The 25579-nt window shown below is 69.5% G+C and carries 27 protein-coding genes; 21 read left to right on the top strand and 6 right to left on the bottom strand.

Annotated elements, in window-relative coordinates:
* The first annotated feature begins 10 nt into the window (after positions 1–10).
* The 4 genes from C998_RS0109980 to lpxA all read left to right on the top strand — a co-directional run bounded on the left by C998_RS0109980 (position 11) and on the right by lpxA (position 2834).
* A complete protein-coding gene (locus C998_RS0109980) occupies positions 11–526 on the top strand; it encodes an OmpH family outer membrane protein (RefSeq protein ID WP_018870724.1) in 516 nt (171 codons plus the stop codon).
* Positions 519–1535, top strand: coding sequence for a UDP-3-O-(3-hydroxymyristoyl)glucosamine N-acyltransferase (gene lpxD, locus C998_RS0109975; protein WP_018870723.1), 1017 nt, complete (start codon positions 519–521; stop codon positions 1533–1535). Before C998_RS0109980 ends, lpxD begins: the two co-directional genes overlap by 8 nt.
* Positions 1536–1596: 61 nt before the next feature.
* Complete coding sequence (fabZ, locus tag C998_RS0109970) at positions 1597–2055, top strand: 3-hydroxyacyl-ACP dehydratase FabZ (RefSeq protein WP_018870722.1); 459 nt, start codon at positions 1597–1599, stop codon at positions 2053–2055.
* A complete protein-coding gene (gene lpxA / locus C998_RS0109965) occupies positions 2052–2834 on the top strand; it encodes an acyl-ACP--UDP-N-acetylglucosamine O-acyltransferase (protein WP_018870721.1) in 783 nt (260 codons plus the stop codon). Before fabZ ends, lpxA begins: the two co-directional genes overlap by 4 nt.
* 118 nt (positions 2835–2952) lie before the next feature.
* Here lpxA and lpxB read toward each other — a convergent pair whose 3' ends face one another.
* From lpxB to C998_RS0109950, 3 genes are read right to left on the bottom strand one after another with little or no spacing between them, the layout of a single operon-like run.
* Entirely contained in the window at positions 2953–4134 is a 1182-nt protein-coding gene (gene lpxB / locus C998_RS0109960; RefSeq protein WP_018870720.1) for a lipid-A-disaccharide synthase, read from the bottom strand.
* The gene (locus C998_RS0109955; RefSeq protein WP_018870719.1) at positions 4131–5228 is read right to left on the bottom strand and encodes a DegT/DnrJ/EryC1/StrS aminotransferase family protein; all 1098 of its coding nucleotides are present in this window, start codon (positions 5226–5228) and stop codon (positions 4131–4133) included. The genes lpxB and C998_RS0109955 overlap by 4 nt, the downstream gene beginning before the upstream one ends.
* Entirely contained in the window at positions 5225–6235 is a 1011-nt protein-coding gene (locus tag C998_RS0109950) for a Gfo/Idh/MocA family protein (RefSeq protein WP_018870718.1), read from the bottom strand. Before C998_RS0109950 ends, C998_RS0109955 begins: the two co-directional genes overlap by 4 nt.
* 121 nt (positions 6236–6356) lie before the next feature.
* Between C998_RS0109950 and rnhB the strand changes: the two genes are divergently transcribed.
* The 17 genes from rnhB to C998_RS0109865 all read left to right on the top strand — a co-directional run bounded on the left by rnhB (position 6357) and on the right by C998_RS0109865 (position 23420).
* Complete coding sequence (gene rnhB / locus C998_RS0109945) at positions 6357–6980, top strand: ribonuclease HII (RefSeq protein ID WP_018870717.1); 624 nt, start codon at positions 6357–6359, stop codon at positions 6978–6980.
* Positions 6977–10558, top strand: a complete 3582-nt coding sequence (dnaE, locus tag C998_RS0109940; protein WP_018870716.1) for a DNA polymerase III subunit alpha — start codon at positions 6977–6979, stop codon at positions 10556–10558. The genes rnhB and dnaE overlap by 4 nt, the downstream gene beginning before the upstream one ends.
* Before the next feature lie 90 nt (positions 10559–10648).
* Positions 10649–11614, top strand: a complete 966-nt coding sequence (locus C998_RS0109935; protein ID WP_018870715.1) for an acetyl-CoA carboxylase carboxyltransferase subunit alpha — start codon at positions 10649–10651, stop codon at positions 11612–11614.
* Positions 11589–12872 carry a tRNA lysidine(34) synthetase TilS gene (gene tilS / locus C998_RS0109930; protein ID WP_018870714.1) on the top strand — a complete coding sequence of 428 codons (1284 nt, stop codon included), beginning with the start codon at positions 11589–11591 and terminating at the stop codon, positions 12870–12872. Before C998_RS0109935 ends, tilS begins: the two co-directional genes overlap by 26 nt.
* A gap of 152 nt (positions 12873–13024) precedes the next feature.
* A complete protein-coding gene (locus C998_RS0109925) occupies positions 13025–14695 on the top strand; it encodes a CTP synthase (RefSeq protein WP_019022781.1) in 1671 nt (556 codons plus the stop codon).
* 14 nt (positions 14696–14709) lie between these two features.
* The gene (gene kdsA, locus C998_RS0109920; protein WP_018870712.1) at positions 14710–15552 is read left to right on the top strand and encodes a 3-deoxy-8-phosphooctulonate synthase; all 843 of its coding nucleotides are present in this window, start codon (positions 14710–14712) and stop codon (positions 15550–15552) included.
* Positions 15553–15615: 63 nt separating this feature from the next.
* The gene (eno, locus tag C998_RS0109915; RefSeq protein WP_018870711.1) at positions 15616–16893 is read left to right on the top strand and encodes a phosphopyruvate hydratase; all 1278 of its coding nucleotides are present in this window, start codon (positions 15616–15618) and stop codon (positions 16891–16893) included.
* 39 nt (positions 16894–16932) lie between these two features.
* Positions 16933–17322, top strand: coding sequence for a cell division protein FtsB (gene ftsB / locus C998_RS0109910; protein WP_018870710.1), 390 nt, complete (start codon positions 16933–16935; stop codon positions 17320–17322).
* Positions 17315–18058, top strand: coding sequence for a 2-C-methyl-D-erythritol 4-phosphate cytidylyltransferase (ispD, locus tag C998_RS0109905; protein WP_018870709.1), 744 nt, complete (start codon positions 17315–17317; stop codon positions 18056–18058). The genes ftsB and ispD overlap by 8 nt, the downstream gene beginning before the upstream one ends.
* Positions 18055–18555 (top strand): 2-C-methyl-D-erythritol 2,4-cyclodiphosphate synthase, encoded by a 501-nt coding sequence (gene ispF / locus C998_RS0109900; RefSeq protein ID WP_018870708.1) that lies wholly within the window; start codon positions 18055–18057, stop codon positions 18553–18555. The genes ispD and ispF overlap by 4 nt, the downstream gene beginning before the upstream one ends.
* Positions 18552–18932, top strand: a complete 381-nt coding sequence (locus tag C998_RS0109895) for a VOC family protein (RefSeq protein WP_018870707.1) — start codon at positions 18552–18554, stop codon at positions 18930–18932. The genes ispF and C998_RS0109895 overlap by 4 nt, the downstream gene beginning before the upstream one ends.
* A gap of 40 nt (positions 18933–18972) precedes the next feature.
* A complete protein-coding gene (locus tag C998_RS0109890; RefSeq protein ID WP_018870706.1) occupies positions 18973–20763 on the top strand; it encodes an ABC transporter transmembrane domain-containing protein in 1791 nt (596 codons plus the stop codon).
* Between the two features lie 35 nt (positions 20764–20798).
* Positions 20799–22304 (top strand): glycerol kinase GlpK, encoded by a 1506-nt coding sequence (gene glpK / locus C998_RS0109885; RefSeq protein ID WP_026279566.1) that lies wholly within the window; start codon positions 20799–20801, stop codon positions 22302–22304.
* Positions 22305–22336: 32 nt separating this feature from the next.
* Positions 22337–22561, top strand: a complete 225-nt coding sequence (locus C998_RS0109880) for an addiction module protein (RefSeq protein WP_018870704.1) — start codon at positions 22337–22339, stop codon at positions 22559–22561.
* Positions 22558–22704: a hypothetical protein gene (locus C998_RS14825; RefSeq protein WP_018870703.1), complete on the top strand. Its 147-nt coding sequence runs from the start codon at positions 22558–22560 to the stop codon at positions 22702–22704. The genes C998_RS0109880 and C998_RS14825 overlap by 4 nt, the downstream gene beginning before the upstream one ends.
* A 60-nt stretch (positions 22705–22764) precedes the next feature.
* A complete protein-coding gene (locus C998_RS0109870; protein WP_018870702.1) occupies positions 22765–23001 on the top strand; it encodes a hypothetical protein in 237 nt (78 codons plus the stop codon).
* Positions 22998–23420 carry a putative toxin-antitoxin system toxin component, PIN family gene (locus C998_RS0109865; RefSeq protein ID WP_018870701.1) on the top strand — a complete coding sequence of 141 codons (423 nt, stop codon included), beginning with the start codon at positions 22998–23000 and terminating at the stop codon, positions 23418–23420. Before C998_RS0109870 ends, C998_RS0109865 begins: the two co-directional genes overlap by 4 nt.
* Before the next feature lie 28 nt (positions 23421–23448).
* Here C998_RS0109865 and C998_RS0109860 read toward each other — a convergent pair whose 3' ends face one another.
* The 3 genes from C998_RS0109860 to C998_RS0109850 all read right to left on the bottom strand — a co-directional run bounded on the left by C998_RS0109860 (position 23449) and on the right by C998_RS0109850 (position 25578).
* Entirely contained in the window at positions 23449–24297 is an 849-nt protein-coding gene (locus C998_RS0109860; protein WP_018870700.1) for a pirin family protein, read from the bottom strand.
* Between the two features lie 87 nt (positions 24298–24384).
* Positions 24385–24744 carry a hypothetical protein gene (locus tag C998_RS0109855; protein WP_018870699.1) on the bottom strand — a complete coding sequence of 120 codons (360 nt, stop codon included), beginning with the start codon at positions 24742–24744 and terminating at the stop codon, positions 24385–24387.
* 3 nt (positions 24745–24747) lie between these two features.
* Positions 24748–25578, bottom strand: coding sequence for an ABC transporter ATP-binding protein (locus C998_RS0109850; RefSeq protein WP_018870698.1), 831 nt, complete (start codon positions 25576–25578; stop codon positions 24748–24750).
* Position 25579: the final 1 nt, after the last annotated feature.

Below are 25579 nucleotides of genomic sequence, written 5' to 3'. Positions count from 1 at the left end.
GGGAGGCGGCATGAAGGCCTGGATAACGGCCGGGATCGGTTTCGCACTGGTGGTGGCGGGCTGGACGGCAGTGCCCGCGATGGCCGACGCGCAGACCGTGGGTTACGTGACCATGAACCGGATCCTGGAGGATTCGCCGCAGGCCGAACAGGCGATGCGCGAGCTGGAGGAGGAGTTTTCCCCGCGCGATTCCGAGCTGGTGGCCGAACGCGAGGAACTGCAGCGGCTGCGCGATCGCCTGGAGCGCGAGGGCGACATGATGGACCCGTCCGAACGGGCCGCGCTGGAGCGCGAGTTCTCGGCCCGTTCGCGCGAGTTCCGGCGCGCCCAGGAGAGCTTTTCCGAGGACCTCAACGTGCGCCGCAACGAGGAACTGTCGCGCCTGCAGCGGCGCATCAACGACGCGATCGCCGAGCTGGCGCGCGAGCGCGACATCGACGTGATCCTGACCGAGCGCAACGTGCTCTACGCCTCGGATCGCGTGGACATCACCGACGACGTGCTGGCCGCGATGCAGCGTGAGTGATCCGGACGGCATCGAGACCGCGGCCCTGGCGCGTCGGGTCGGGGGCGAGCTGGAGGGCGACGGTGCGCGGCGTATCCGCGGACTGGCCTCCCCGGCGCGTGCGGCACCGGATCAGCTGGCGTTCGTGGTGCGCGCCGATGCATTGCCGGACGGGCTGGCGGACTCGCGCGCCGGGGCCCTGCTGATTCCCGCCGATCTGCCTGCCGCGGTTCTGCCGGCGGGGGCGGTGCGCATCCGCGTGGCGGCGGTTTATCCGGCCTATGCGCGTGTGAGCCAGATGCTGGCCGCAACGCGCCGCGCGCGTGAGCCGGGCATTGCGCCTTCGGCGGTTGTCGATCCGTCGGCACGGGTCGATCCCGCCGCGACGGTCGCTGCCGGCGCGGTCGTCGGCGCGGGTGCCCGCCTGGAATCCGGTGCCGTGGTGGAGGCGCAGGCGCATGTCGGCCGCGACGCGGTGATCGGCGCGGGCAGCTTCCTGCATCCCGGCGTGCGGGTACTCGACGGCGTGGTGCTGGGCGAGCGCTGTCTGGTGCACGCCGGGACGGTCATCGGGGCCGACGGTTTCGGCTTCGCGCCGGAAGACGGCACCTGGCTCAAGATCGAGCAGCTGGGCGGGGTCCGCGTGGGTGATGATGCGGAGATCGGGGCCAACTGCACGATCGATCGCGGGGCCGTGGAAGACACCCGGATTGGTCACGGCGTGAAGATCGACAACCTGGTTCATGTTGCCCATAACGTCGAGATTGGAGACCATACGGCGATTGCCGGCTGTGTCGGTATCGCGGGCAGTGCCCGCATCGGCCGGCATTGTGCCATCGGCGGCGGGGCGGGGATCCTCGGCCATCTGAGCATCGCCGACCACGTGACGATTCACGCGATGACCCTGGTCACCCGCAGCATCGAGCAGGCCGGGCATTACGCCTCGGGCGTTCCGCATCAGGAGGCCCGACTGTGGAACCGGACCCTGGCCCGCCTGCGGCGCCTGGGCCGACGCGCGCGCGACACATGAGCAGCAGGGCATCCGGCGGCCCGAAACAACATCACCAGGACAAGAAAACAGGATACGCCCCGTGGATGCCCTCGACGTTCAGCAGATCATGCAGTACCTCCCTCACCGTTACCCGTTCCTGCTGGTGGACCGGGTGGTGGAATGCGAACCCGGCGAGCACCTGGTCGGGCTGAAGAACGTCAGCATCAACGAGCCGTTCTTTCAGGGGCATTTCCCGGTCAAGCCGGTGATGCCGGGGGTGCTGATCCTCGAGGCCCTGGCCCAGGCGACCGGGCTGCTGGCGTTCAAGACCGAGGAGGCGCGCGGCGTCAATCAGGACAAGCAGCAGCTCTACCTGTTCGTGGGCATCGACCAGGCGCGTTTCCGCCGCCAGGTGGTGCCCGGCGATCAGCTGGATCTGCGGGTGGAGCTGACGCGCACGGTGCGCGGGATCTGGCGCTTCGATGCCGAGGCGAAGGTGGAAGACGAGATCTGCGCCACCGCTGAACTGATGTGTGCGGGCAAGGAAATCGACGCGTGATCGATTCGCGGGCGGACATCCATCCGAGCGCCGAGCTCGACAGCTCGGTGGAAGTCGGACCGTTCTCGGTGATCGGCCCGAACGTGCGCATCGGCGCGGGGACCCGAGTCGGGCCGCACGTGGTGATCAACGGGCCGACCGAGATCGGCCGCGACAACCGTATCTTCCAGTTCTCCTCGATCGGCGAGGAGCCGCAGGACACCAGTTATCGCGGCGAGCCGACCCGCCTGGTGATCGGCGACCGCAACGTGATCCGTGAGTCGGTGACCCTCAGCCGCGGAACCGCCAAGGGACTGGGCGAGACGGTGATCGGCCATGACAACCTGATCATGGCCTACGTGCACATCGCCCATGACTGCACCATCGGCAGCGAGATCATCTTCTCCAATGCCACCTCGCTGGCCGGCCACGTGGAGATCCACGACAAGGCCACTCTGGGCGGCTTTACCCTGGTGCACCAGTTCTGCCGCGTGGGGACCTTCGCGTTCACCAGCATGGGCTCGGCCCTGAACCGCGATCTGCCGCCGTACTGTCTGGCCAGCGGCAACTACGCGCGGCTGATCGGGATCAACAAGATCGGGCTGCGCCGCAACGGGTTCAGCGACGAGGCGATCCAGGGGCTGCATCGGGTGTTCATCCGCGGCATGCGCGGGCGCGCCGGGCGCGAATCGCATCTCGACGAGATGCTGGCGGAGACCGATATCCCCGAGGTGCGCGATCTGATCCACTTCGTCCAGGGGTCGCGGCGCGGCATCCTGCGGGGTGGTCGCCAGCACTGACCGCGGTTTTCGCGCGCAAGCGCGCTCCTGAGGGGGTACCGCACGGGGCACACGGCGTATGGGTCGGGCCCCGGCATCCCGGCATCCAGGGGCAAACGCGCCGAGCCCGCACGGTGCGTCAGTCGGCGGGCAGCAGGTGTCCGTGCTCCAGCATCTCGGCGGCCGCCGCGGCCACGCGGCGATCCGCGCCGCCGTCGCCCAGTCTTTCCCGTACCCGTGACAGGCGCTCGCGCATCGCCTCCAGGCGTTGCGGTTTCCGCAGCAGGGCGTCGGCGTCGTCGGTGAGGCGTTGCGGGTTCGCGTCGTGCTGCAGGTATTCGGGGACGACCCCTTCCTCGGCGACGATGTTGACCAGCGCGATGTGCTCCAGGTGCACCAGGCGGCGGAACACGAAATGCGACAGTGCGCCCATGCGGTAGAACACCAGCATCGGCGCCCGCAGCAGGCCGGCCTCCAGGGTGGCAGTACCGGAGGCGGTCAGCAGCAGGTCGGCGCCGGCCATCACCGCGTGGGTCCCGTCCTCGCCCCCGACGTAGTCCAGCGGCGGTGTGCCGGCGCTCTCGTCGTGCCCGGCGGGCGGCGGGGCCAGCCCGGCCAGGCGCTCGGCGGTGACCCCGGGGGCGAGACCCACCGCGAAGCGCAGATCCGGGTGCCGGTGGTGCAGGCGGCGGGCGGTTTCCAGCAGCAGGGGCCAGTGGCGCTTGAGCTCGCCGCCGCGACTGCCCGGCAGCAGGCCGATGATTCGGGTATCCGGCGCGACGCCCAGGCGTTCGCGCAGGGGTGGTTCCGGCGCCTGCACGTGGTCAACGAGCGGGTTGCCGACGTAGCGTACCGGCACGCCGGCGCGTTCGTAGATGGCGGTCTCGAACGGGAACAGCACGGCCATGGCGTCGACATGGCGCCGGATGCGGCGGATGCGGCCGCTGCGCCAGGCCCACAGCTGCGGGCTGACGTAGAACAGCACCGGGATGCCCAGGCGTTTGGCATGCGCGGCCAGGCGCAGGTTGAACTCGACGTAGTCGACCAGCACCAGCAGCGCGGGGCGGGTGGTCTCGAGGTGGTCGCACATGCGTCGGAACAGCCGCCGCAGGCGGGGGTAGTTGACCAGTACGTCGACCAGCCCGACCACCGCCAGTTCTTCCACGTCGATGCGGGTGTCCACGCCGGCGGCGCGCATGCGTTCGCCGCCCATCCCGGAGAAACGCAGGTCGTCCGCGTGGCCGGCGAGTTCCCGCACCAGCCCCGCCCCCAGGGCGTCGCCGGAGCTCTCGCCGGCGCAGACGACGACCTCGCGGGTCATGACAGTGTGCGGCGGATCCGTTCGACGATGCGGTCGACCTGCGCGTCTTCCAGTTCGGGGAAGATCGGCAGGGACAGGCAGCGCGCGGCCACCGATTCGGTCACCGGCAGGGATTCGGGCTCGCCGTCGGGCTCGGCAAAGGCCTTCTGCTGGTGCAGCGGCACCGGGTAGTAGATCGCGTTGGCGATGCCGTCCTCGGTGAGCGCGCTCATCAGCGCCTCGCGGTGATCGGTCAGCAGGGTGTACTGGTGATACACGTGCACGCCGATCCCGTCCTCGTGCGGGGTCTCCAGCGGCAGGTCCTTCAGCCCCTTGCTGTAGCGCGCAGCCACGCGCCGGCGCTCGGCGTTGTAGTGGTCGATGTGCGGCAGCTTGCAGCGCAGGATCGCCGCCTGCATCTCGTCCAGGCGCGAGTTGTAGCCGATCTCGTCGTGGTAATAGCGGACGCTGGAGCCGTGGTTGCGCAGGCGGCGCAGGGCCTCGGCGGAGGACGGACAGGAGGTGGTCACCAGCCCGCCGTCGCCGAAGGCGCCGAGGTTCTTGCTGGGGAAGAAGCTGAACGCCCCGAACGCGGTGGTGGAACCGGTCTGCGCGCCGTCGATGCTGGCGCCGAAGGACTGCGCGCAGTCCTCGATGACCAGCAGCTTGTGGCGCTCGGCGATCTCGCGGATGCGCGGCAGATCGGCCGGCTGGCCGAACAGATGCACCGGCAGCACGGCCCGGGTGCGCGGGCTGATCGCCGCCTCGATCTGCTCCGGGTCCAGATTGAAGGTCCGCGGGTCGATGTCGATGAACACCGGCTCGGCGCCCAGATAGCGGATGGCCTCGGCGGTCGCGATGAAGGTGAACGGCGTGGTGATGATCTCGTCACCGGGCCCGACGCCCGCGGCATGCAGCGCCAGTTGCAGGGCGTCGGTGCCGGAGGCGCAGGTGATGGCGTGTTCCACGCCGAGGTAGTCGGCCAGCTCCTCTTCCAGCGCCTGGACGTTGGGCCCGAGGATGAAACGGGCGCCGGTGAGGACTTCCTGCAGGGCGGCATCGATCTCGGTGCGCAGCGTCTGGTACTGACGCTGCAGGTCGACCATGGGGATCACGGGCGGGCTCCTGTTGCGGATTCGATTGCGGAGTGCGGGCCGTCGGCGCGGCCCATCACGTTGAGATTGGCCTGCACCAGTTCGGTGATGCGGCTGGCGGTCTCCAGCGCGCGCTGTCCGTCGCGGCCGCTGACCAGGACCGGGGCGTCGCCGCGCGCGGCGGCCACGAACGCGCGGATTTCGGCGAGCAGGGCATCGGCCTCGTCGAACACGCGCTCGTCGCGGTGGATCTCGGGCGCCCCGGTTTCGGGATCGACGTCACCCAGGTGGTTGAACGACAGGATGCGGTTCTGGAAGTCCACCGAGGCGTAGGCATGCGACTGGAAGATGCGCATGCGCCGCTCGGATTTGGTGCTGATACGGCTGGAGGTGACGTTGGCCACGCAGCCGTCCTCGAACTCCAGGCGCGCATTGGCGATGTCGATGTCGCCGGTCAGGACCCGGGCGCCGGAAGCGCGGATCTCGGCCAGCGGCGAGTCGACCAGGGCCAGGATGATGTCGATGTCGTGGATCATCAGGTCCAGCACCACCGAGACGTCGGTGGCGCGCGGCTTGTACGGCGCCAGTCGGTGCGACTCGATGAAGCGCGGGTGCAGCGGATTCTCGGTCAGCTGGCGCAGGGCCGCGTTGAAGCGTTCCAGATGCCCGACCTGCAGTACCACGCCGCGTTCTTCGGCCAGCCGGTTGAGGGCCTCGGCCTCGTCCAGTGTCGCGGTCACGGGCTTCTCCACCAGCACGTGGCAGCCGGCCTCGATGAAGTCGCGGGCGATCGCGTAGTGCAGGGTGGTGGGCGCGGCGATGGAGACCGCGTCCACCCGGCCGATCAGGGCGCGGTGGTCGGTCTCGGCCGCACAGCCGTGCTCGGCGGCGACACGGCGGGCGGTTTCGGGGTCGGCATCGGCCACCGCCACCAGTTCGGTGTCGGGCAGTGCCGCGTATTTGGCCGCATGCCAGCGGCCGAGATGGCCAACACCGACGGCGGCGCAGCGCAGGGGATTCTGGGACATGGTCGGGATGCTCGGTCCGGAGGGGGCTGTGCTAGGATTTCGGCGCCATTGTAACGGATCCCCCGGATGGCGTGCGGGGCATCGTCCGGGAACACGGCGTGCGGACATCGGGAGCGGCTTCATGAGCGGCAAGACAGGCGGGGCAGACGGGGTCGCGGGCGTCGACGAGGTGGGTCGCGGGCCGCTGGCCGGGCCGGTGGTGGCCGCGGCGGTGATCCTGCCGGAAGGCTTCGATGCCCCCGGTCTGACCGATTCCAAGAAACTCACCGCGCGCCGGCGCGAGGCCCTGGACGAGCGGATCCGCGACGGTGCCCTGGCCTGGGCCCTGGGGCGCGCCGAGGCGGCCGAGATCGATCATCTGAACATCCATCGCGCGACCCTGCTGGCGATGCAGCGGGCGGTGCAGGCCCTGGATCCGGCGCCGGTGCATCTGCTGGTGGACGGCCGTTTCACCCCGGAGGGCCCGTGGACCGCCGAGGCCCGCGTGGGCGGTGATGGCAGCGTGGCCGCGATCAGCGCCGCTTCGGTGATTGCCAAGGTGGCGCGCGATCGCGAGTTGCGCGCGCTGCACGAGCAATGGCCGGAATACGGCTTCGACCGCCATGCCGGCTACCCGACCGCCGCGCACCGCGCGGCCCTGGAACGCCACGGGCCGTGTCCCGCGCATCGGCGCAGCTTCGGCCCGGTGGCGCGCGCGCTGGCGGCTGCTGCGCAACCGGCTGCGGAAGAACGGGGGCACGCGTGACCGACTCCCCCGCCACGATCGCCGACGCCGGGCTGCAGGATCCGCTGCTTGATCCGGGGTTCGTGCACCTGCGGGTGCACTCGGAGTATTCCCTGATCGATGGCCTGGTGCGTCTGAAGCCGCTGGTGCAGAGCGTGGCCGCGGCCGGCATGCCGGCGGTGGCGGTCACCGATCACTGCAACCTGTTCGGGCTGGTGAAGTTCTACAAGGCGGCGATCGGCGCCGGCGTGCAGCCGATCGTGGGCGCGGACGTGCTGGTGCGCGACGCGCGCGCCGATGGCACCCCGGCGCGCATGACCCTGCTGGCGCAGAACGATGCCGGCTATCGCAACCTGACGCGGCTGATCTCGCGCGCCTGGCAGGAGGGTCAGGAGAAGGGCGTGCCGCGGATCGACTGCGCCTGGCTGGATGGCGGCGCGGCGGAGGGGCTGATCGCCCTGTCGGGAACCATCGACGGGCTGTTCGTCAGTGGCAGCGGGGTCGCGCAGGCCCTTGCCGAGCCCGTGCTGCAGCCGTGGCTGGAGCGTTTCCCCGGGCGCTTCTATCTGGAGCTCACGCGCACCGGGCGGCCGGGCGAGGAGGCCTGGATCGAGGCCGCGATTGGCGCGGCCGAGAGCCACGGACTGCCGGTGGTCGCCACCAACGACGTGCGTTTTCTCAGCGGCGAGGACTTCGAGGCCCACGAGGCGCGGGTGTGCATCCACGACGGCCACACCCTGGACGACGCGCGCCGGCCGCGGCGCTACTCCGAGCAGCAGTACCTGCGCACGCCGGAGGAGATGGCCGCGCTGTTCGAGGACATCCCCGAGGCCCTGGCCAACAGCGTGGCCATCGCCCGGCGCTGCAGCGTGCGCCTGACGCTCGGGGAGTCGGTGCTGCCGGATTTCCCGGTGCCCGAAGGCCGCACGGTGGAGCAGCATCTGCGCGAGATCTCCGATCAGGGGCTGCGTGCACGCCTGGAGCGCTTCCAGTTCGCCGACACCGCGGACTACGAGGCGCGGCTGACGCGCGAGCTGGACGTGATCTGCCAGATGGGCTTCCCCGGCTACTTCCTGATCGTGGCCGACTTCATCCAGTGGGCGAAGGACAACGGGATCCCGGTGGGGCCGGGGCGCGGTTCCGGTGCCGGCTCGCTGGTGGCCTACGTGCTGGGAATTACCGACCTGGATCCATTGCGTTACGAGCTCCTGTTCGAGCGGTTTCTCAATCCCGAACGGGTCTCCATGCCCGACTTCGACGTCGACTTCTGCATGGAGAAGCGCGACGACGTGATCGAATACGTGGCCGAGCGCTACGGCCGTGACAAGGTCTCGCAGATCATCACCCACGGCACCATGGCGGCCAAGGCGGTGGTACGCGACGTCGGGCGCGTGCTGGGGCACGGCTACGGCTTCGTCGACCGCATCGCCAAGCTGATCCCGTTCGAGCTGGGCATGACCCTGGAGAAGGCCCTGACCGAGAGCGAGGACCTCAAGGCGCAGTACGACGAGGACGAGGAGGTCCGCGCGATCATCGATCTGGCGATGAAACTGGAAGGACTGACCCGCAACGCCGGCAAGCACGCCGGCGGGGTGGTGATCGCGCCGTCGGCGCTGACCGACTTCTCTCCGCTGTACTGCGAAGATGATGGCGGCTCGCTGGTGACCCATTTCGACAAGGACGATGTCGAGGCGGTGGGCCTGGTCAAGTTCGACTTTCTCGGGCTGCGCACGCTGACCATCATCGACTGGGCGGTGCAGAACCTGAAGCGCATGGATCCGGAGATCGAGATCGATCTGGAGGGCGTGCCGCTGGACGACCCGGAGACTTTTCGACTGCTCAAGGGCTATCAGACCACCGCGGTGTTCCAGCTGGAATCCGGTGGCATGAAGGACCTGATCCGGCGTCTGCAGCCGGACAGCTTCGAGGACATCATCGCGCTGGTGGCGCTGTACCGCCCGGGGCCGCTGCAGTCGGGGATGGTGGACGACTTCATCGACCGCAAGCACGGGCGCTCCGAGGTGGAATACCCGCACCCGGATCTGGAGCCGGTGCTCAAGCCGACCTACGGCGTGATCCTGTACCAGGAGCAGGTGATGCAGATCGCCCAGGTGCTGGCCGGCTACACCCTGGGCGGTGCCGACCTGCTGCGCCGCGCGATGGGCAAGAAGAAGCCCGAGGAGATGGCCAAGCAGCGCGAGATCTTCGTCAATGGTGCGGTGGAACGCGGGGTGGAGGAGCACACCGCGACCTACATCTTCGACCTGGTGGAGAAGTTCGCCGGCTACGGCTTCAACAAGTCGCACTCCGCGGCCTATGCCCTGGTGGCCTATCAGACCGCCTGGCTCAAGGCGCATTATCCGGCGCCGTTCATGGCGGCGGTGCTGTCCGCGGACATGGACAACACCGACAAGGTGGTCGGCCTGATCGAGGAATGCCGCAGCATGGAGCTGGCGGTGCTGCCGCCGGACGTGAACCAGTCGGACTACCGCTTTACCGTGCAGGACGCGCGCACGGTGGTGTACGGGCTGGGGGCGATCAAGGGCGTCGGCGAGTCCGCGATCGAGACCCTGCTGAAGGCACGCAACGAGGGCGGGCCGTTCCACGGGCTGGTGGATCTGTGCCAGCGGGTGGATCTGGGCAAGCTCAACAAGCGGGTGCTGGAGACCCTGGTGCGGGCCGGTGCGCTGGATTCGCTGGGGGCCAACCGCGCGACCCTGCTGGCCGACATCCCCACCGCGGTAGCCGCGGCGGAACAGACCGAACGCAATGCCAGCCTCGGCGTGGTGGATCTGTTCGGCGACCCGGCGGCCGCGGTGGTGCCGGAGAGCGAGACGCAGCCGGAGATGGAGGACGATGACCGGCTGCGCGGGGAGAAAGAGACCCTCGGGCTGTATCTGACCGGGCACCCGGTGGAGCGCTATCGCGGGGAGCTGCGCAGCCTGACCGGCACCAGCCTGGCCGAGCTGGAGGCGAAACTGGAACAGCGCCCCGACGAGGGCGAGAACCGCGGGCGCGGACGCCAGGAGACCGTGCGCATCGCCGGGCTGGTGGTGGGCGTGCGGGTACGCAACACCAACAGCGGGCGCATGGGCGTGGCGACCCTGGATGACCGCAGCGGGCGCGCTGAGCTGGTGCTGTTCAACGACGATTTCAACCAGTACCGCGACCGGCTCGAGCCGGACAGCCTGCTGGTGGCCGAAGGCACGGTGACCCTGGACGACTATGCCGGCGGGGTGCGCATGCGCGCGCGCCGGGTCCTGACCCTGGACGAGGCGCGCGCGCAGTGGGCACGCGCGCTGTGTCTGGACCTGCGCGAGGTCCGGCCGGAGCAGATCGCCGGGCTGCACGGCCTGCTGCAGGAGCACCGACCGGCCGGGCGCGGCAACGGCAATGGCAGTGGCGGCGCGCCGGAGGCGGACGAAGAGGGTGCCCCGCCCGGCTGCCCGCTGCGCCTGCGCTATCGCCGCGACGGCATGGAGGCGGAACTGAAGGTGCCGCAGGACTGGCGCATCCTGCCGAACGAGGCCCTGCTGCGCGGCATCCAGCAGACCCTGGGTCCTTCCTGCGAGGCGCGCCTGCTCTACCAGCGGGGCTAGGCCCGGCCGGCGGGGCCCGCTGCCGGCCAGCGTAGATCGCGCCGATTCGTTAAACTCGCCACCCCGAACGTGACTGACTGGAATCCTTGCATGAACCCGGAATTTCTCGACTTCGAACAGCCGATCGCCGAACTGGAGGCCCGCATCCGCGACCTGCAGTACGTGAGCGACGACACCGAGGTCAACATCCAGGAAGAGGTCCAGCGGCTGCAGGACAAGTGCCAGTCGCTGACCGAAAGCATCTTCGCCAAGCTCACGCCCTGGCAGATCGCCCAGCTGTCGCGTCATCCCCGGCGTCCGTATCTGCTCGACTACATCCCGGCGCTGTTCGAGGAATTCGAGGAACTGCACGGCGACCGCGCCTATGCCGATGATCCCGCGATCGTCGGCGGCATGGCCCGCTTCGACGGGCGGCCGGTGATGATCATCGGCCACCAGAAGGGCCGCCAGACCCGGGACAAGGTGCAGCGCAATTTCGGCATGCCGCGTCCGGAGGGCTATCGCAAGGCCCTGCGCCTGATGGAGATGGCCGAGCGCTTCCGCATGCCGGTGTTCACCTTCATCGACACCCCGGGCGCCTACCCCGGCGTGGGGGCCGAGGAGCGGGGGCAGAGCGAGGCGATCGCGCGCAACCTGCGGGTGATGGCGCGGCTGGACACCCCGATCATCGCCACGGTGATCGGCGAGGGCGGCTCCGGCGGTGCGCTGGCGATCGGCGTGGGCGACGCGACGCTCATGCTGCAGTACTCGACCTATTCGGTGATCTCGCCGGAAGGCTGCGCCTCCATCCTGTGGAAGAGCTCGGAGAAGGCCGCCGAGGCCGCCGAGGCGCTGGGGATCACCTCCGGGCGGCTGAAGGACCTGGGGCTGATCGACCGGGTGATTGACGAACCCCTGGGCGGCGCCCACCGTGATCCGGAGACCATGGCGGAGCATCTGCGTGCGGCGCTGGCCGAGACCCTGGGCGGGCTGGAGCGGCTGGACCCGGGCAAGCGCCTGGAGCGGCGTTACCGCCGGCTGATGGACTACGGTGCCTTCCAGGAAGCCGGCGCCTGATCCCGTTGACGTCGCGCTGCGGCGGTTCCTCGAGGAGTGTCCCGCGGGCGGCCCGCTGCGCGTCGCCTTCAGCGGCGGTCGCGATTCCAGCGTCCTGCTGCATGCCCTGACCGCGACCTGTCGAGCTGTCGGGCATCCCGATCCCGAAGCCTGGCACGTGGACCACGGGTTGCACGCGCAGTCCGCGGCCCAGGCGGAACACTGCCGTGCGGTGGCGCATTCGCTGGGTCTGCATGTCGAGCACCGCGCGGTCGGTCCCCTCGAGACCCGCGCGGACGGGGTGGAGGCCGCGGCCCGGCACGCCCGCTATGCGCTGCTGCGCGAGGGCCTGGGGCCGACCGGGGTGGTGGTCACCGCGCATCATGCCGGGGATCAGGCCGAGACCTTCCTGCTCGCGGCCCTGCGCGGCAGCGGTCCGCTGGGCCTGCGTGGCATGCCCCCGTGGCGCCGCGAAGGCGAGGGCTGGCTGGCGCGCCCGCTGCTGGACGTGGCGGATGCAGCCGTGGCGGCGCGGGCACGGAGCGAGGGGCTGACCTGGATGGAGGATCCCACCAACGCCGATCCGGGGTTCGACCGCAACTTCCTGCGCCGCGAGATCCTGCCCCGGCTCAATGAACGGTTTGCTGCGTCGGCCGGGCTGGCGCGGGCCGCGCGCTGGCAGGCCGGGGTGGCCGACGGGGAGGACGCCGTTCTCGCGCGCCACCTGGCGGGCGCCGGGGCCGGTGAATGCCTGCCGCTGTCCGTCCTGCGGCCGCTGGAACCGGGACGCCGGAGCGCCCTCCTGCGTCACTGGATCCGGGAACACGGCCTGCGCCCGCCGGGCCACAGGCGGCTGGCGGAATTCCTGCGTCAGGCGCAGGCGGCCGGCGAGGATCGCCAGCCGCGGCTGGACTGGGACGAGGGCTGCCTGCGGCGCTACCGCGATGCGCTGTATCTGGATCCGCCGGAGACGGAGCCCGCGTCGCCCATCCCGTGGCCGGCCGGCCAGCAGCGGCTGCGTCTGCCCGATGGCCGGGTGCTGACCCGCGAGCATCCGGCGTTCGCCGATCCGCTGCTGGCCGGGGCGGTGGAGGTGGTGTTCCGCCAGGGTGGTGAACGGGTGCCGGCGGGCGGCCGGCACCGGCGGCTGAAGTCGCTGATGCAGGAGCGCGGGATTCCGCCATGGCGGCGTGCGCGCATCCCGCTGCTGCGCCCGCCGGGGGGCGAGGTGCGTGCCGTGCTGTGGCCGCGCGGACCGGATGACGGCGGCCCCCCGTGAGCTGCGTCGCAGGTTCGGGCCGAGGCGCCGCAGCCCCGCCATGACGGGCCCGCAGGCGCCCCGCGGGGCGCGTTCGCGATTGAGCGAAAACGGGGGGTCTGGTACCCTTTGCGGGCATTTTGACCCCCGTCGGTCCCGGCCAGGTTTCCCGCATGACGCGATTCGTGTTTATCACCGGAGGCGTGGTTTCGTCTCTGGGCAAAGGTATTGCATCCGCCTCTCTGGGGGCGATCCTCGAGGCGCGTGGCCTGAAGGTCACGCTGATGAAGCTGGACCCCTACATCAACGTCGATCCGGGGACCATGAGTCCGTTCCAGCATGGCGAGGTGTTCGTCACCCATGACGGGGCCGAGACCGACCTGGATCTCGGGCACTACGAGCGCTTCGTGCGCATCCGCACCTCGCGGCACAACAATTTCACCACCGGCCAGATCTACGAGAACGTAATCCGCAAGGAGCGCCGCGGCGACTATCTGGGCGGCACGGTGCAGGTCATTCCGCACATCACCGACGAGATCAAGCGCTCGATCCGCGAAGGGGCGGATGACGCCGACATCGCACTGATCGAGATCGGCGGCACGGTGGGCGACATCGAGTCCCTGCCGTTCCTCGAGGCGATCCGCCAGATGGGCGTGGAGCTGGGGCGCGACAACGCGCTGTTCATGCACCTGACCCTGGTCCCCTATATCGACGCCGCCGGCGAGATCAAGACCAAGCCGACCCAGCATTCGGTCAAGGAACTGCGTTCCATCGGCATCCAGCCGGACATCCTGCTGTGCCGCTCGAGTCAGGCGATCCCCGAAGGGGAACGGCGCAAGATGGCGCTGTTCACCAACGTCGAGGAAAAGGCGGTCATCTCTGCGGTGGACGTCGACAACATTTACAAGATCCCGCTGTGGCTGCATTCGCAGAAGCTCGACGAGATCGTGCTGCGCAAGCTGCACATCGAGGATCTGCCGGTCGCCGACCTGTCCGACTGGAAGCACGTGGTCAACGCCATGGAGTTCCCCGAGTCGGAGGTTACGGTCGGCATGGTCGGCAAGTACGTCGAGCTGACCGAGTCGTACAAGTCGGTCAACGAGGCCCTGACCCATGCGGGCATCGAGGTCGGCACCCGGGTGCGCATCCGCTACCTGGATTCGGAAAAGCTGGAGGGCGACACCCCCGAGGCACGCGCGGAGCTTGAAGGGCTGGATGCGATCCTGGTGCCGGGCGGCTTTGGCGAACGCGGCGTCGAGGGCAAGATCGAGGCGGTACGCCATGCGCGCGAGGAGGGCATCCCGTATCTGGGCATCTGCCTCGGCATGCAGGTGGCGGTGATCGAATACGCCCGCAACGTGGCCGGCCTCAACGGGGCACATTCCACCGAGTTCGCGCCCGATACTCCGCATCCGGTGATCGCGCTGATCACCGAATGGCAGGACCGCGAGGGGCGGATCGAACATCGCGATGCCGAAAGCGATCTGGGCGGCACCATGCGCCTGGGTGCGCAGACCGCCTGCCTGACCGAGGGCTCGCGCATCGCCGCGGCCTACGGCACCAGTCGCATCGAGGAGCGCCACCGCCACCGTTACGAATTCAACAACGCCTACCGCGCGCGTCTGGAGCAGGCCGGGCTGGTGATCTCCGGGCTGTCCGAGTCCGGGGAACTGGTGGAGGCGGTGGAGCTTCCGGAACATCCGTGGTTCGTCGGCTGTCAGTTCCACCCCGAGTTCACCTCCACGCCGCGCGACGGACACCCGCTGTTCGCCGGCTTCGTCCGTGCGGCGCGGGACTACCAGAACGAGCGCGCGCCGGATGTGGGCGCGGCGCTGACCGATTGACGGGAGGCAGGTTGATGGAACTGTGCGGTTTCTCCGTGGGCCTGGACCGGCCGTTCTTCCTGATCGCCGGTCCCTGCGTGATCGAATCGGAGGCCATGGCCGAGGAAACCGCGGGGCAGCTCGCCGAGCTCACGCGCGAGCTGGGGATTCCGTTCATCTACAAGTCGTCCTTCGACAAGGCCAACCGGTCCTCCACCCGCAGCTATCGCGGCCCGGGCATGGAGGAGGGGCTGCGTATCCTCGAATCGGTGCGCGAGCGCATGGGCGTGCCGGTGCTGACCGACGTGCACGAGGACACCCCGCTGGCGGAGGTCGCCGCGGTGGTGGACGTGCTGCAGACCCCGGCGTTTTTGTGCCGCCAGACCAATTTCATCCAGAACGTGGCCCGTCAGGGGCTCCCGGTGAACATCAAGAAGGGCCAGTTCATGGCCCCCTGGGACATGGGCAACGTGGTGGACAAGGCGCGCGAGGCCGGCAACGAGTCGGTGATGGTCTGCGAGCGCGGGGTGTCCTTCGGCTACAACACCCTGATCTCCGACATGCGCGGCCTGGCCGACATGCGCCGCACCGGCGCCCCGGTGGTGTTCGACGCCACCCACTCGGTGCAGCAGCCGGGCGGGCAGGGTGCCAGCTCCGGCGGGCAGCGCGAATACGTGCCGGTGCTGGCCCGTGCGGCCGTGGCCAGCGGTATCTCCGGGCTGTTCATGGAGACCCACCCCGATCCCGCGAACGCGCTGTCGGATGGCCCCAATGCCTGGCCGCTGCCGCGCATGCGCGAGCTGCTGGAAACCCTGAAGGCGCTGGACGAGGCGACCAAGTCGCGTCCGCTGGCGGAAGCCGAATACGGCCTGGGCTGACCCCGGGATGACCCCCGGGGGCGGCCGGCCCCGAATCGAACGAGTCAAGGAGAGAGTACGAGCATGTCCCAGATTGCCGAGATCCACGCGCGCGAGATCATTGATTCCCGCGGCAACCCGACGGTGGAAGCCGACGTCGTCCTGGCCTCCGGTGCGACCGGGCGGGCGTCGGTGCCGTCGGGGGCTTCCACCGGGGCGCGCGAGGCCCTGGAACTGCGCGACGCCGCGGCCCGCTACGGCGGCAAGGGCGTGGAGAAGGCGGTGGGCCATGTGAACGGCGAGATCCGCGACGCCCTGCGCGGCATGGAGGCTGACCAGACCGCGGTCGACCAGCGCATGCTGGAGCTGGACGGCACCGAGAACAAGTCGCGCCTGGGCGCCAACGCTCTGCTGGCGGTGTCCATGGCCGTGGCCCATGCCCGCGCAGCCGATGCCGAGCGCCCGCTGTTCGAGACGGTCGGCGGGCCGGATGCGCATCTGCTGCCGGTGCCGATGATGAACATCGTCAACGGCGGTGAGCATGCCGACAACAGCGTCGACATGCAGGAGTTCATGATCCTGCCGGTGGGCGCCCCCAGCGTGCGCGAAGCGGTGCGCTACGGCGCCGAGGTCTTTCACGCACTGAAGAAGGTGCTCAACCAGCGCGGCCTGGGCACCGGCGTGGGCGACGAGGGCGGGTTCGCGCCCAACCTGGAGTCCAACTCGGCCGCGGTGGAGACCATCCTCGAAGCGATCCATCAGGCCGGGTTCAAGGCCGGGCGCGACATCTGGCTGGGCCTCGACTGCGCCGCCTCCGAGTTCTACCGCGATGGCCGCTACCACCTGGATTCCGAGGGCAAGTCGTTCAATGCCGAGGAATTCTGTGACTACCTCGCGCACTGGGTCGATCAGTACCCCATCCTCAGCATCGAGGACGGGCTGGCCGAAGACGACTGGGAGGGGTGGAAGATCCTGACCGAACGTCTGGGTGAGCGCGTGCAGCTGGTGGGCGACGATCTGTTCGTGACCAACACGCAGATCCTGCGCGAGGGCATCGACCGCGGCGTGGCCAACTCCATCCTGATCAAGCTGAATCAGATCGGCACCGTGACCGAGACCCTGCAGGCCATCGAGATGGCGCGCGACGCGGGTTACACCTCGGTGATCTCGCACCGTTCGGGCGAGACCGAGGACGTGACCATCGCCGATCTGGCGGTGGCCACCGGCGCGGGGCAGATCAAGACCGGCTCGCTGTCGCGCTCCGATCGCGTGGCCAAGTACAACCAGCTCATGCGGATCGAGGAGCATCTTGGCGGGCAGGCCCGCTACCCGGGCATGGACGCCTTCCGGGTCCGGCCCTGACTCCGGGGAACCGGGGTGTCCCGGCCGGAGGCCTGAGCGATGCGCTGGCTGCTGCCGGGCGGTCTGTTGCTGCTCGTGCTGGCGCTGCAGTGGCCGTTGTGGTTCGGCGAGGGCGGCTGGCCGGATGTCCGCGAACTGCGCAGCGAGACCGCCATGCAGGAAGCGGAAAACCAGCGCCTGCGCGAACGCAACCGGGCGCTGGAGGCCGAGGTCCGCGATCTGCGCGAGGGCTCCGCGGCGGTGGAAGAACGCGCCCGGCGTGACCTGGGCATGATTCGCGAGGACGAGACCTTTTTCTTCATCGTGGACGAAGAAGACGAAGTGCCGGGCGAAGTCCCGGGGTTGATGCCCGAAGACGCCTCTGCTGGCGCTGCCCCGGAGCCTGCCGAGGAGGACACGACGATCGTGGAGGATCCGTTCGATGAGTGATGCCGACTCCCCCGAAGGTTCGGGCGTCTTCTGGGCGCTGATCCCGGCGGCGGGGATCGGCCGTCGCATGGGGACGGATCGTCCCAAGCAGTTCCTTTCCCTGGGGCCGCGCAGCGTGCTGGCCCATACCCTGTCGATCTTTCTGGAGCATCCGCGGATTCGCGGCGTGATCCTGGTGCTGGGCCCGGACGTGGACCCGGACGCGCTTGACCTGCCGCTGGCCGGCGGGCGTCTGTTCCGCGTGGCCGGCGGCGACGAGCGGGCCGACTCCGTGCAGAACGGCCTGGACTTCCTCGAGGAACGCGCCGGCCCCGAGGACTGGGTGCTGGTGCACGACGCCGCGCGTCCCTGCCTGCCGCCGGACGATCTCGACCGCATGCTGGACGAGCTGCGCGACGATCCCGTGGGCGGGGTACTGGCGGCCCCGTCCACCGATACCATCAAGTGGGCGGACGCCGACGGTCGGGTGGAATCCACGCTCGATCGCGAGCGGGTGTGGCGGGCCCTGACCCCGCAGATGTTCCGCCTGGGCACGCTGCGCGACGTCAACGCCCGCGCGCGTGCCGCCGGACACCCGGTGACCGACGAGGCCAGCGCGATCGAATGGGCGGGACTGCGGCCGCGGCTGGTGGAGGGCTCGCTGATGAACATCAAGATTACGCGCGCTGAGGACCTCGAACTGGCCCGTCTATACTTGCTGGAACAGGGCCGGCTCGACGGAGGGTATCGGGGATGACGGCGATGCGTGTGGGCCAGGGTTTCGATGTACACGCCTATGAGGCGGGGGATCACGTGGTGGTCGGCGGGGTGCGGATCCCGTTCGATTACGGCGTGCGCGCCCATTCCGACGGTGACGTGCTGCTGCACGCGCTGTGCGACGCGCTGCTGGGGGCCGCCGGCCTGGGCGACATCGGCCGCCACTTTCCCGACAGCGATCCGGCGTTCTCCGGTGCCGACAGCCGCGACCTGCTCGAAGAGACCCTGCGCCGGGTGCGCGAGGCGGGCTGGGTGCCGGTGAACATCGACGCCACCATCATCGCCCAGCGTCCGCGCATGGGCCCGCACGTGGACACCATGCGCGCCAACATCGCCGCGGATACCGGTTTGCCGGCGGACGCGGTCAACGTGAAGGCCACCACTACCGAGCGGCTGGGCTATACCGGCCGCGAGGAGGGCCTCGCCGCGCAGACCGTGGTGCTGCTGAAGACCCCGGGAGACGGGGAGGTCGCATGAGCGACGGCGTGGTGCGCGGGGTGCACCACGTGAGCGTGGTGGTGTCGGATCCGGAGCGTGCGGCCACGTTCTACGGCGATCTGCTCGGACTGGCGCCGTTGCCGCGTCCCGATCTCGGGTTCCCCGGGCGCTGGTTCGATCTGGGTGACGGGCGCGCCCTGCATCTGCTGGGGGTGCCCAACCCGGACCCGGTGGAGCGCGGGGTCGCCGGTGGCCGCGACCGCCATCTGGCCCTGGTGGTGGACGGCCTGGAGACCCTGCTGGGCCGCCTGGAGGCCGCGGGCTTCCCCGCGCAGCGCAGCCGTTCCGGGCGCCCCGCGGCCTTCGTGCGCGATCCGGACGGGAACACCGTCGAATTCGTCGCAGCCGGCGAATGACGCTGTCCGCACCCGCATTCCCTCACCGCCGGTAGCGGGCATGAACTGGGACGACGCCGACACCCCGCGCCCCGCGGCCCGTAACCTGCGGGTCCTGATGCCGCTGCTCGCATTCCTGCGGCCGTACCGGCGGCGCATCGTGTTCGGGCTGGTGGCGCTGGTGGTGGGCTCGGGGGCGATCCTGGCCTTCGGCGGGGTGCTGCGCCTGCTGGTGGACGCCGGCCTGGGTCCCGAGGACCCCGCCGGGCTCAATCGCGCGCTGGTGCTGCTGCTGGTGGTGGTGACGGTGATGGCCATCGGGGTGGGGGCGCGAATCTATCTGGTGACCTGGCTGGGCGAGCGGGTGGTGGCGGACCTGCGCCGCGCGGTGTTCGCCAACGTGATCCGGCTGGATCCGGCGTTTTTCGAGCAGACCCGTACCGGCGAGGTGATCTCGCGCCTGACGGCCGACGCGACGCTGATCCAGACCGTGGTCGGCACCACCCTGACCATTGCCGCGCGCAACCTGCTGCTGATCGTCGGCGGGCTGGTCCTGATGTTCCTGTCCAGCCCGCCGCTGGCGGCCCTGCTGGTGGCCGGCCTGCCGGCGGTGGCCGTGCCGGTGTGGCTGCTCGGCCGTCGGGTGCGGCGGCTGTCGCGCCGGACCCAGGACCGGGTCGCGGACGTGGGCGCGCGCACCGACGAGACCCTGTACGCGATCGAGACGGTGCAGGCCCACGGTCAGGAAGACGCCGAACGCGGCCGGCATGCCTCGGCGGTGGAAGCCGCCTTCGGCATGGCCACGCGTCGGGCCGCCACCGGCGCACTGCTGGCCGCTGCGGTGATGCTCTTGATGTTCGGCCTGATCGCCGGGGTCCTCTGGATCGGTGGCCACCGCGTACTGGACGGGGTGATGACCCCGGGCGAGCTGGCCGCGTTCCTGTTCTATGCGGCCCTGGTGGCGGGGTCGATCGCCGCGCTCAGCGAGGTGACCAACGAACTGCTGCGGGCGGCCGGGGCCGCGGAGCGCCTGCTGGAGCTCGCGGAGGTCCGTTCCGGCCCGCCCTGGCCACGGCACCCCGAAGACCTGGCGGAACCGGTACGCGGCGAGATCGCGCTGGAGGACGTGGTTTTCGCCTATCCGACGCGCCCGCAGCCGCCGGCACTGGATGGGGTCTCCCTGCGGGTGCGCCCGGGCGAGTCGGTGGCGCTGGTGGGACCGTCGGGTTCCGGCAAGTCGACCCTGTTCCGGCTGCTGCTGCGCTTTCATGACCCGGACGCCGGACGCGTCCTGTTCGACGGGCACGACCTGCGTCGCCTGCGGCCGGATGAACTGCGCCGGCACATCGCGGTGGTGCCGCAGGAACCGGTGCTGTTCTCCGGCACCGTGCGCGAGAACGTGGCCTACGGCGTGCCGGATGCATCCGACGCGTCGCTGCAGGCGGCCGCGGAGGCGGCGCATGCGCGGGGGTTCATCGAGGCGCTGCCGGAGGGCTGGGACACCGCGCTGGGCGAGCGCGGCGTGCGCCTGTCGGGCGGTCAGCGGGCGCGTCTGGCGCTGGCCCGCGCCCTGCTGCGCGAGCCGGCCGTGCTGCTGCTGGACGAGGCCACCAGCGCGCTGGACGCCGAAAGCGAACGCGAGGTGCAGGCGGCGCTGGCCGGGGTGCGTGGTCGCTGCACGGTGCTGACCATCGCCCACCGGCTGGCCACCGTGCAGTCGGCGGACCGGATCGTGGTGCTCGACGGCGGACTCGTGGTGGGCGAGGGCACGCACGCCGAACTGATGGCGCAGGGCGGGCTGTATGCGCGGCTGGCGGCGCTGCAGTTTGCGGATGCGGACGCGCTCGCCTGAAACTCGGGGTGAGGGCGATCAAGCGGGAGGAGATCATGGCCAACGGATACATCCTCGCCCTGGACCAGGGCACCACCAGCTGCCGGGCGATCCTGTTCGATCTGGAGGGCGGCATCGCCGGGGTCGCGCAGAAGGAGTTCGCCCAGTCCTACCCGCACTCCGGCTGGGTGGAGCACGACGCGATGGAGATCTGGGGCACCCAGATCGGCGTGGCGCGCGAGGCGCTGGAGCGCAATGGCATCAAGCCCGCGCAGCTGGCGGCCATCGGCATCACCAACCAGCGCGAGACCACGCTGGTGTGGGATCGTCACAGCGGCCGCCCGATCCATCCGGCCATCGTGTGGCAGGACCGGCGCACCGCGGATCTCTGCGACCGCCTGCGCGACGAGGGTCTGGAAGGCCATATCCGCGCGACCACCGGGCTGCTGCCGGACGCCTATTTCTCCGGCACCAAGATCCGCTGGATCCTCGATCACGTGGACGGCGCGCGCGAGAAGGCCCGCAACGGCGACCTGCTGTTCGGCACCATGGACAGCTGGCTGGTGTGGAACCTGACGCGCGGCGAGCGCCATGTCACCGACGTGACCAACGCCTCGCGCACCATGCTGTTCGACATCCACCGCCTGCAGTGGGACGACACCCTGCTGGAAGCGCTGGACATCCCGCGCGGCATGCTGCCCGAGGTGGTGTCCTCCAGCGAGGTGCTGGGCCACACCGGCACGGAGATGTTCGGCGGCGCGCGGGTGCCGGTGGCCGGCATGGCCGGGGACCAGCACGCGGCCCTGTTCGGCCAGGCCTGTTTCGAGCCGGGCATGGCCAAGAACACCTACGGCACCGGATGCTTCCTGCTGATGAACACCGGCACCCGCCCGGTGACCTCGGAGCACGGCCTGCTGACCACCATCGCCTGGGGCCTGGACGGGCAGGTGGAATACGCCCTGGAGGGCTCCATCTTCATCGCCGGTGCCGCCGTGCAGTGGCTGCGCGACGAGATGCACCTGATCGATACGGCCGCGGACTCGGAGTATTTCGCCAGCCAGGTCGAGGACGCCGGCGGCGTTTACGTGGTGCCGGCCTTCGCCGGGCTGGGGGCGCCGTACTGGGATCCGCATGCGCGCGGGGCGATCTTCGGCCTGACCCGGGGCACGCGCAAGGAGCACGTGACGCGTGCGACGCTGGATGCCCTGGCCTACCAGACCCGCGACGTGATCGAGGCGATGCAGGCCGATTCCGGTCTGGCGCTCAAGACCCTGCGCGTGGACGGCGGTGCGGTGGCCAACGAGCTGATGGTCCAGTTTCAGGCCGACCAGCTCGGGGTACGGGTGGAACGCCCGGCCATCACCGAGAGCACCGCACTGGGCGCCGCCGGCCTCGCCGGACTCGCCACGGGTCTGTGGAGCCGCGATGATCTGCGCGCATTCAGCCGCATCGAACGCGTATTCGAGCCGCAGATGGACGCCGCCACCCGCGACCGCCAGTACCACGGCTGGAAGGAAGCCGTGCGCCGCTGCATGAACTGGGAACGCGACGCGCGGGGGTAGGCCCGCGTCGTTATTTACGCGAGAGGTGACCTATGAGGATCAAGGACCTGATTGATGAAGCCGAGGCACTCCCGGTTGAAGAGCGTGCGCTGGTGGTCGATTCGCTTCTGCGCAGTCTCAATCCCCCCGAATCCCGGATCGATGAAAAATGGGCTTCGGTGGCGCAGGAGCGATTGAAGGAGTTTCGTTCCGGTGATGTGGAGGCCGTTCCCGGAGAAGAAGTGTTCGCGAAGATCTGGGGCGAGCAATCTCAATGAGCTTCCGCGATCGTTTCGCTTGCTTCTTCGGTCTGGTGACGCTCGAGACTGACCCCGAAACGCGCGATCCTCTGGCACCGATGGGGGGCGATCGGGTCCGGGCGCTGCCCCTGCTCGATCAGGCGATCGTCTGGAAGCAGTAGATATGCAGGCCCTGGTGTTCTGGTGCTATTGTGTAGCAATGGAAAAGCCGGGAATACACCATGGCGCGACTGACCATTTCTCTCGATGATCAGGTTCATCAGGCATTGAAGGAGGCAGCGGCCCGACAGCGCCGCTCGATCGCCTCGATTGTGGAAGAGAGCCTGGTCTACCGGGGTATCAAGACCCATGTGGATGCCCGCGGCCTTGTTGATGCCGCTCGAAAGAAGGCGGGGCTCAGCGAAGAAGACGCTCTGGCCATTGCCGTTGATGAGACACGGAAAACCCGTCAACGGTGAACAACCGTACGTATATCGTCGACACCAATGTGGTGGTGGCCGGGCTCCTTTCGGCCGACGCCGAGTCACCGGTATGTCACATCCTCGACGACATGCTCGACGCGAGACTGCCGTTCCTGCTCTCTCCCGACCTTCTGGGGGAGTATCGTCGCGTCCTGCTGCGCCCCCGCCTGACCAGGCTCCACGGGCTGGAAGCCGGGACGATTGACGATCTGCTCGTCCACCTGACCGCGAATGCCATCTGGCGTGAACCGCCACCTTCTCCGTGCGCGGCACCGGATCCGGGAGATGCCCACCTCTGGGCGCTTCTGCATCTCCAGCCGCACACTGTTCTGATCACAGGTGACCGGTTGCTGCTGGACGATCCGCCAGCAGAGGGCAAGGTCATCACCGCCGGTGACTATGTCTCCATCGGCTGAATTCCAGCCCCACCCTTCGGCCCCGCTGTCAGTCGATGCTGGCGGGGCGGGCGGCGAGGCGGCCGGACTGGTAGTCGGAGATGGCCTGCTGGATCTCGGCGTCGCTGTTCATCACGAACGGGCCGTAGTGGGCGATGGGTTCTTCCAGCGGGCGGCCCTTGAACAGCAGGACGCGGCTGTCCTGGCGGGCGATCAGGTGGATCATGGTGTGGCCGTGCCAGACGCCCAGTTCGCCGGCGTTCAGGCCGGTGAGCGCGCCCTCGAAGACGTAGCCCAGCACGCGCTCGTCCAGCTGTACGGCCAGTGACAGGCGGTAGCCGGCTGGCAGGCTCAGATCCGCCATGCCCGCGCCTTCGCCGATCTGGCCCAGCGGGCCCTCGGTGTCGCCGGCGCTGGTCTGCCAGGAGCCGGCCACGGCCTTGAAATCGAGCGGGGCGTCTTCCTCCGGCAGGTGGCGCATGACGTCGGTGCCGACGTCGCGATAGCGCGGGGGTTCCATCTTGCGCGCGGCCGGCAGGTTCACCCACAGCTGGAAGCCGTGCAGCCCTTCCGGCTCGGGATGCAGGGTCTCGGAGTGGATCACGCCGCGGCCGGCGCTCATCCATTGCGCGCCGCCGGCCTGCACCTGTCCTTCGTTGCCCATGGAATCGCGATGGCTGACGCCGCCGCGCACCAGATAGGTGAGGGTCTCGAAGCCGCGATGCGGATGGTCGGGAAAGCCGCCCACGTCCTCGTCGCCGGGGGCGGTCTTCAGCTCGTCCAGCATCAGGAACGGGTCGAGGCCGCCGCCGAAGTCATGGATGCGGCGGATCTTCACGCCCGCGCCGTCCTGCGTCGGGTGCGAGTGGCGGATGCTGTCCGGTGGCGTGGGGTTCATGGCGTTCTCCTTCGCGTCGAGTCTGCACCATACCGACCGCAAAACGAAAAGAAAATTGCATGGTCCGATCCGGCGCGTTGTTGCCGGTCAGGGGAGCTGCCACGCGTCGGCGAAGGCCTCCAGGCTCTCGATGAAGTCGGGCTCGTGTTCGCGCCGATGCATGGTCAGATGCAGTACGACGGCGGACTCGTCCGGCGGGTGCCCGGTGGTCAGGGTCCAGGCCACGCCGTTGGGGCAGTCCGGCAGGCTGAAGCGCACGCCGCCGTGGATAAGCTCGCGGTTCACGCGGAACTCGCCCCACAGGCAATAGATGACGCCCTGGTCGGTCCCCCGGTCCTCGACCAGGTTGTCGATCAGTTCGCAGGCTGTTGGCAGGGCGGGCACCGTCAGGCGTCGCTGCAGGCTGTCAGGATCGGTCGTGCCTTCGAGGATGCGATGAAACTCCATGGGCTACTCCACTCGGGGCAGGAATACCGGGTGGCCGTCCACCTCGCCCACGCTCAGGGCCTGGTTGTACAGGCGTTCCAGCGCGGCGGGCACCAGCATGCTGCGGGTGGGGCCCCAGCAGGCGCCGCCGTCGGGGAACATCAGCAGGAGGTGGTCGCAGAAGCGGGCGGCCAGATTGACGTCATGCAGGGCCATCACTGCGGCGCGGCGTTCACCGCCGGCGATTTCGCGCACGCGCTGCAGCACGCTGACCTGATGGTGCAGGTCGAGCTGGCTGGTGGGTTCGTCCAGCAGCAGGACCTGCGGGTCCTGGGTCAGTACGGTGGCGAGGGCCAGTCGCTGGCGCTCGCCGCCGGACAGGGTGTCCACCTGCCGGCCCTCCATGCCGTCGAGGTCCACGGTGGCCAGCGCGGCACGCGCGGCGTCCACGTCCTCGCGGGTCTCGATGTCCCAGGGGCGCAGGTACGGGTGGCGGCCGATCAGCGCGGTTTCGAGGACGGTGGCAGGGAAGCCGTCATGGTGGTTCTGGAACACCAGACCCAGGCGCCGTGCCAGATCCGGCCGCGACAGGCTGCCCAGGGGCTGCCCGGTCAGTTCGATCCCGCCGGCGCGCGGGGGGCGCAGGCGGGCGAGGGTGTGCAGCAGCGTGCTCTTGCCGGCGCCATTGGGCCCGAGAATGCCCCAGCACTGGCCGGGGTTCACGGTCAGGTGCAGCGGCGAGGAGTCCGCGCGTTCGGGGATGTCGATCACCAGGTCGCGGGTGGCCAGCAGGGTGTCGGCGGTGGGGGCCTCGTGCACGCTGAGGGCATCGGCATGTGCGTCGGCGCGGCTCATC

It is taken from the genome of Thioalkalivibrio sp. ALgr3 (assembly GCF_000377325.1).
Classification (GTDB): Bacteria; Pseudomonadota; Gammaproteobacteria; order Ectothiorhodospirales; family Ectothiorhodospiraceae; genus Thioalkalivibrio.
This window is presented reverse-complemented; position numbering and strand designations above follow the sequence as displayed.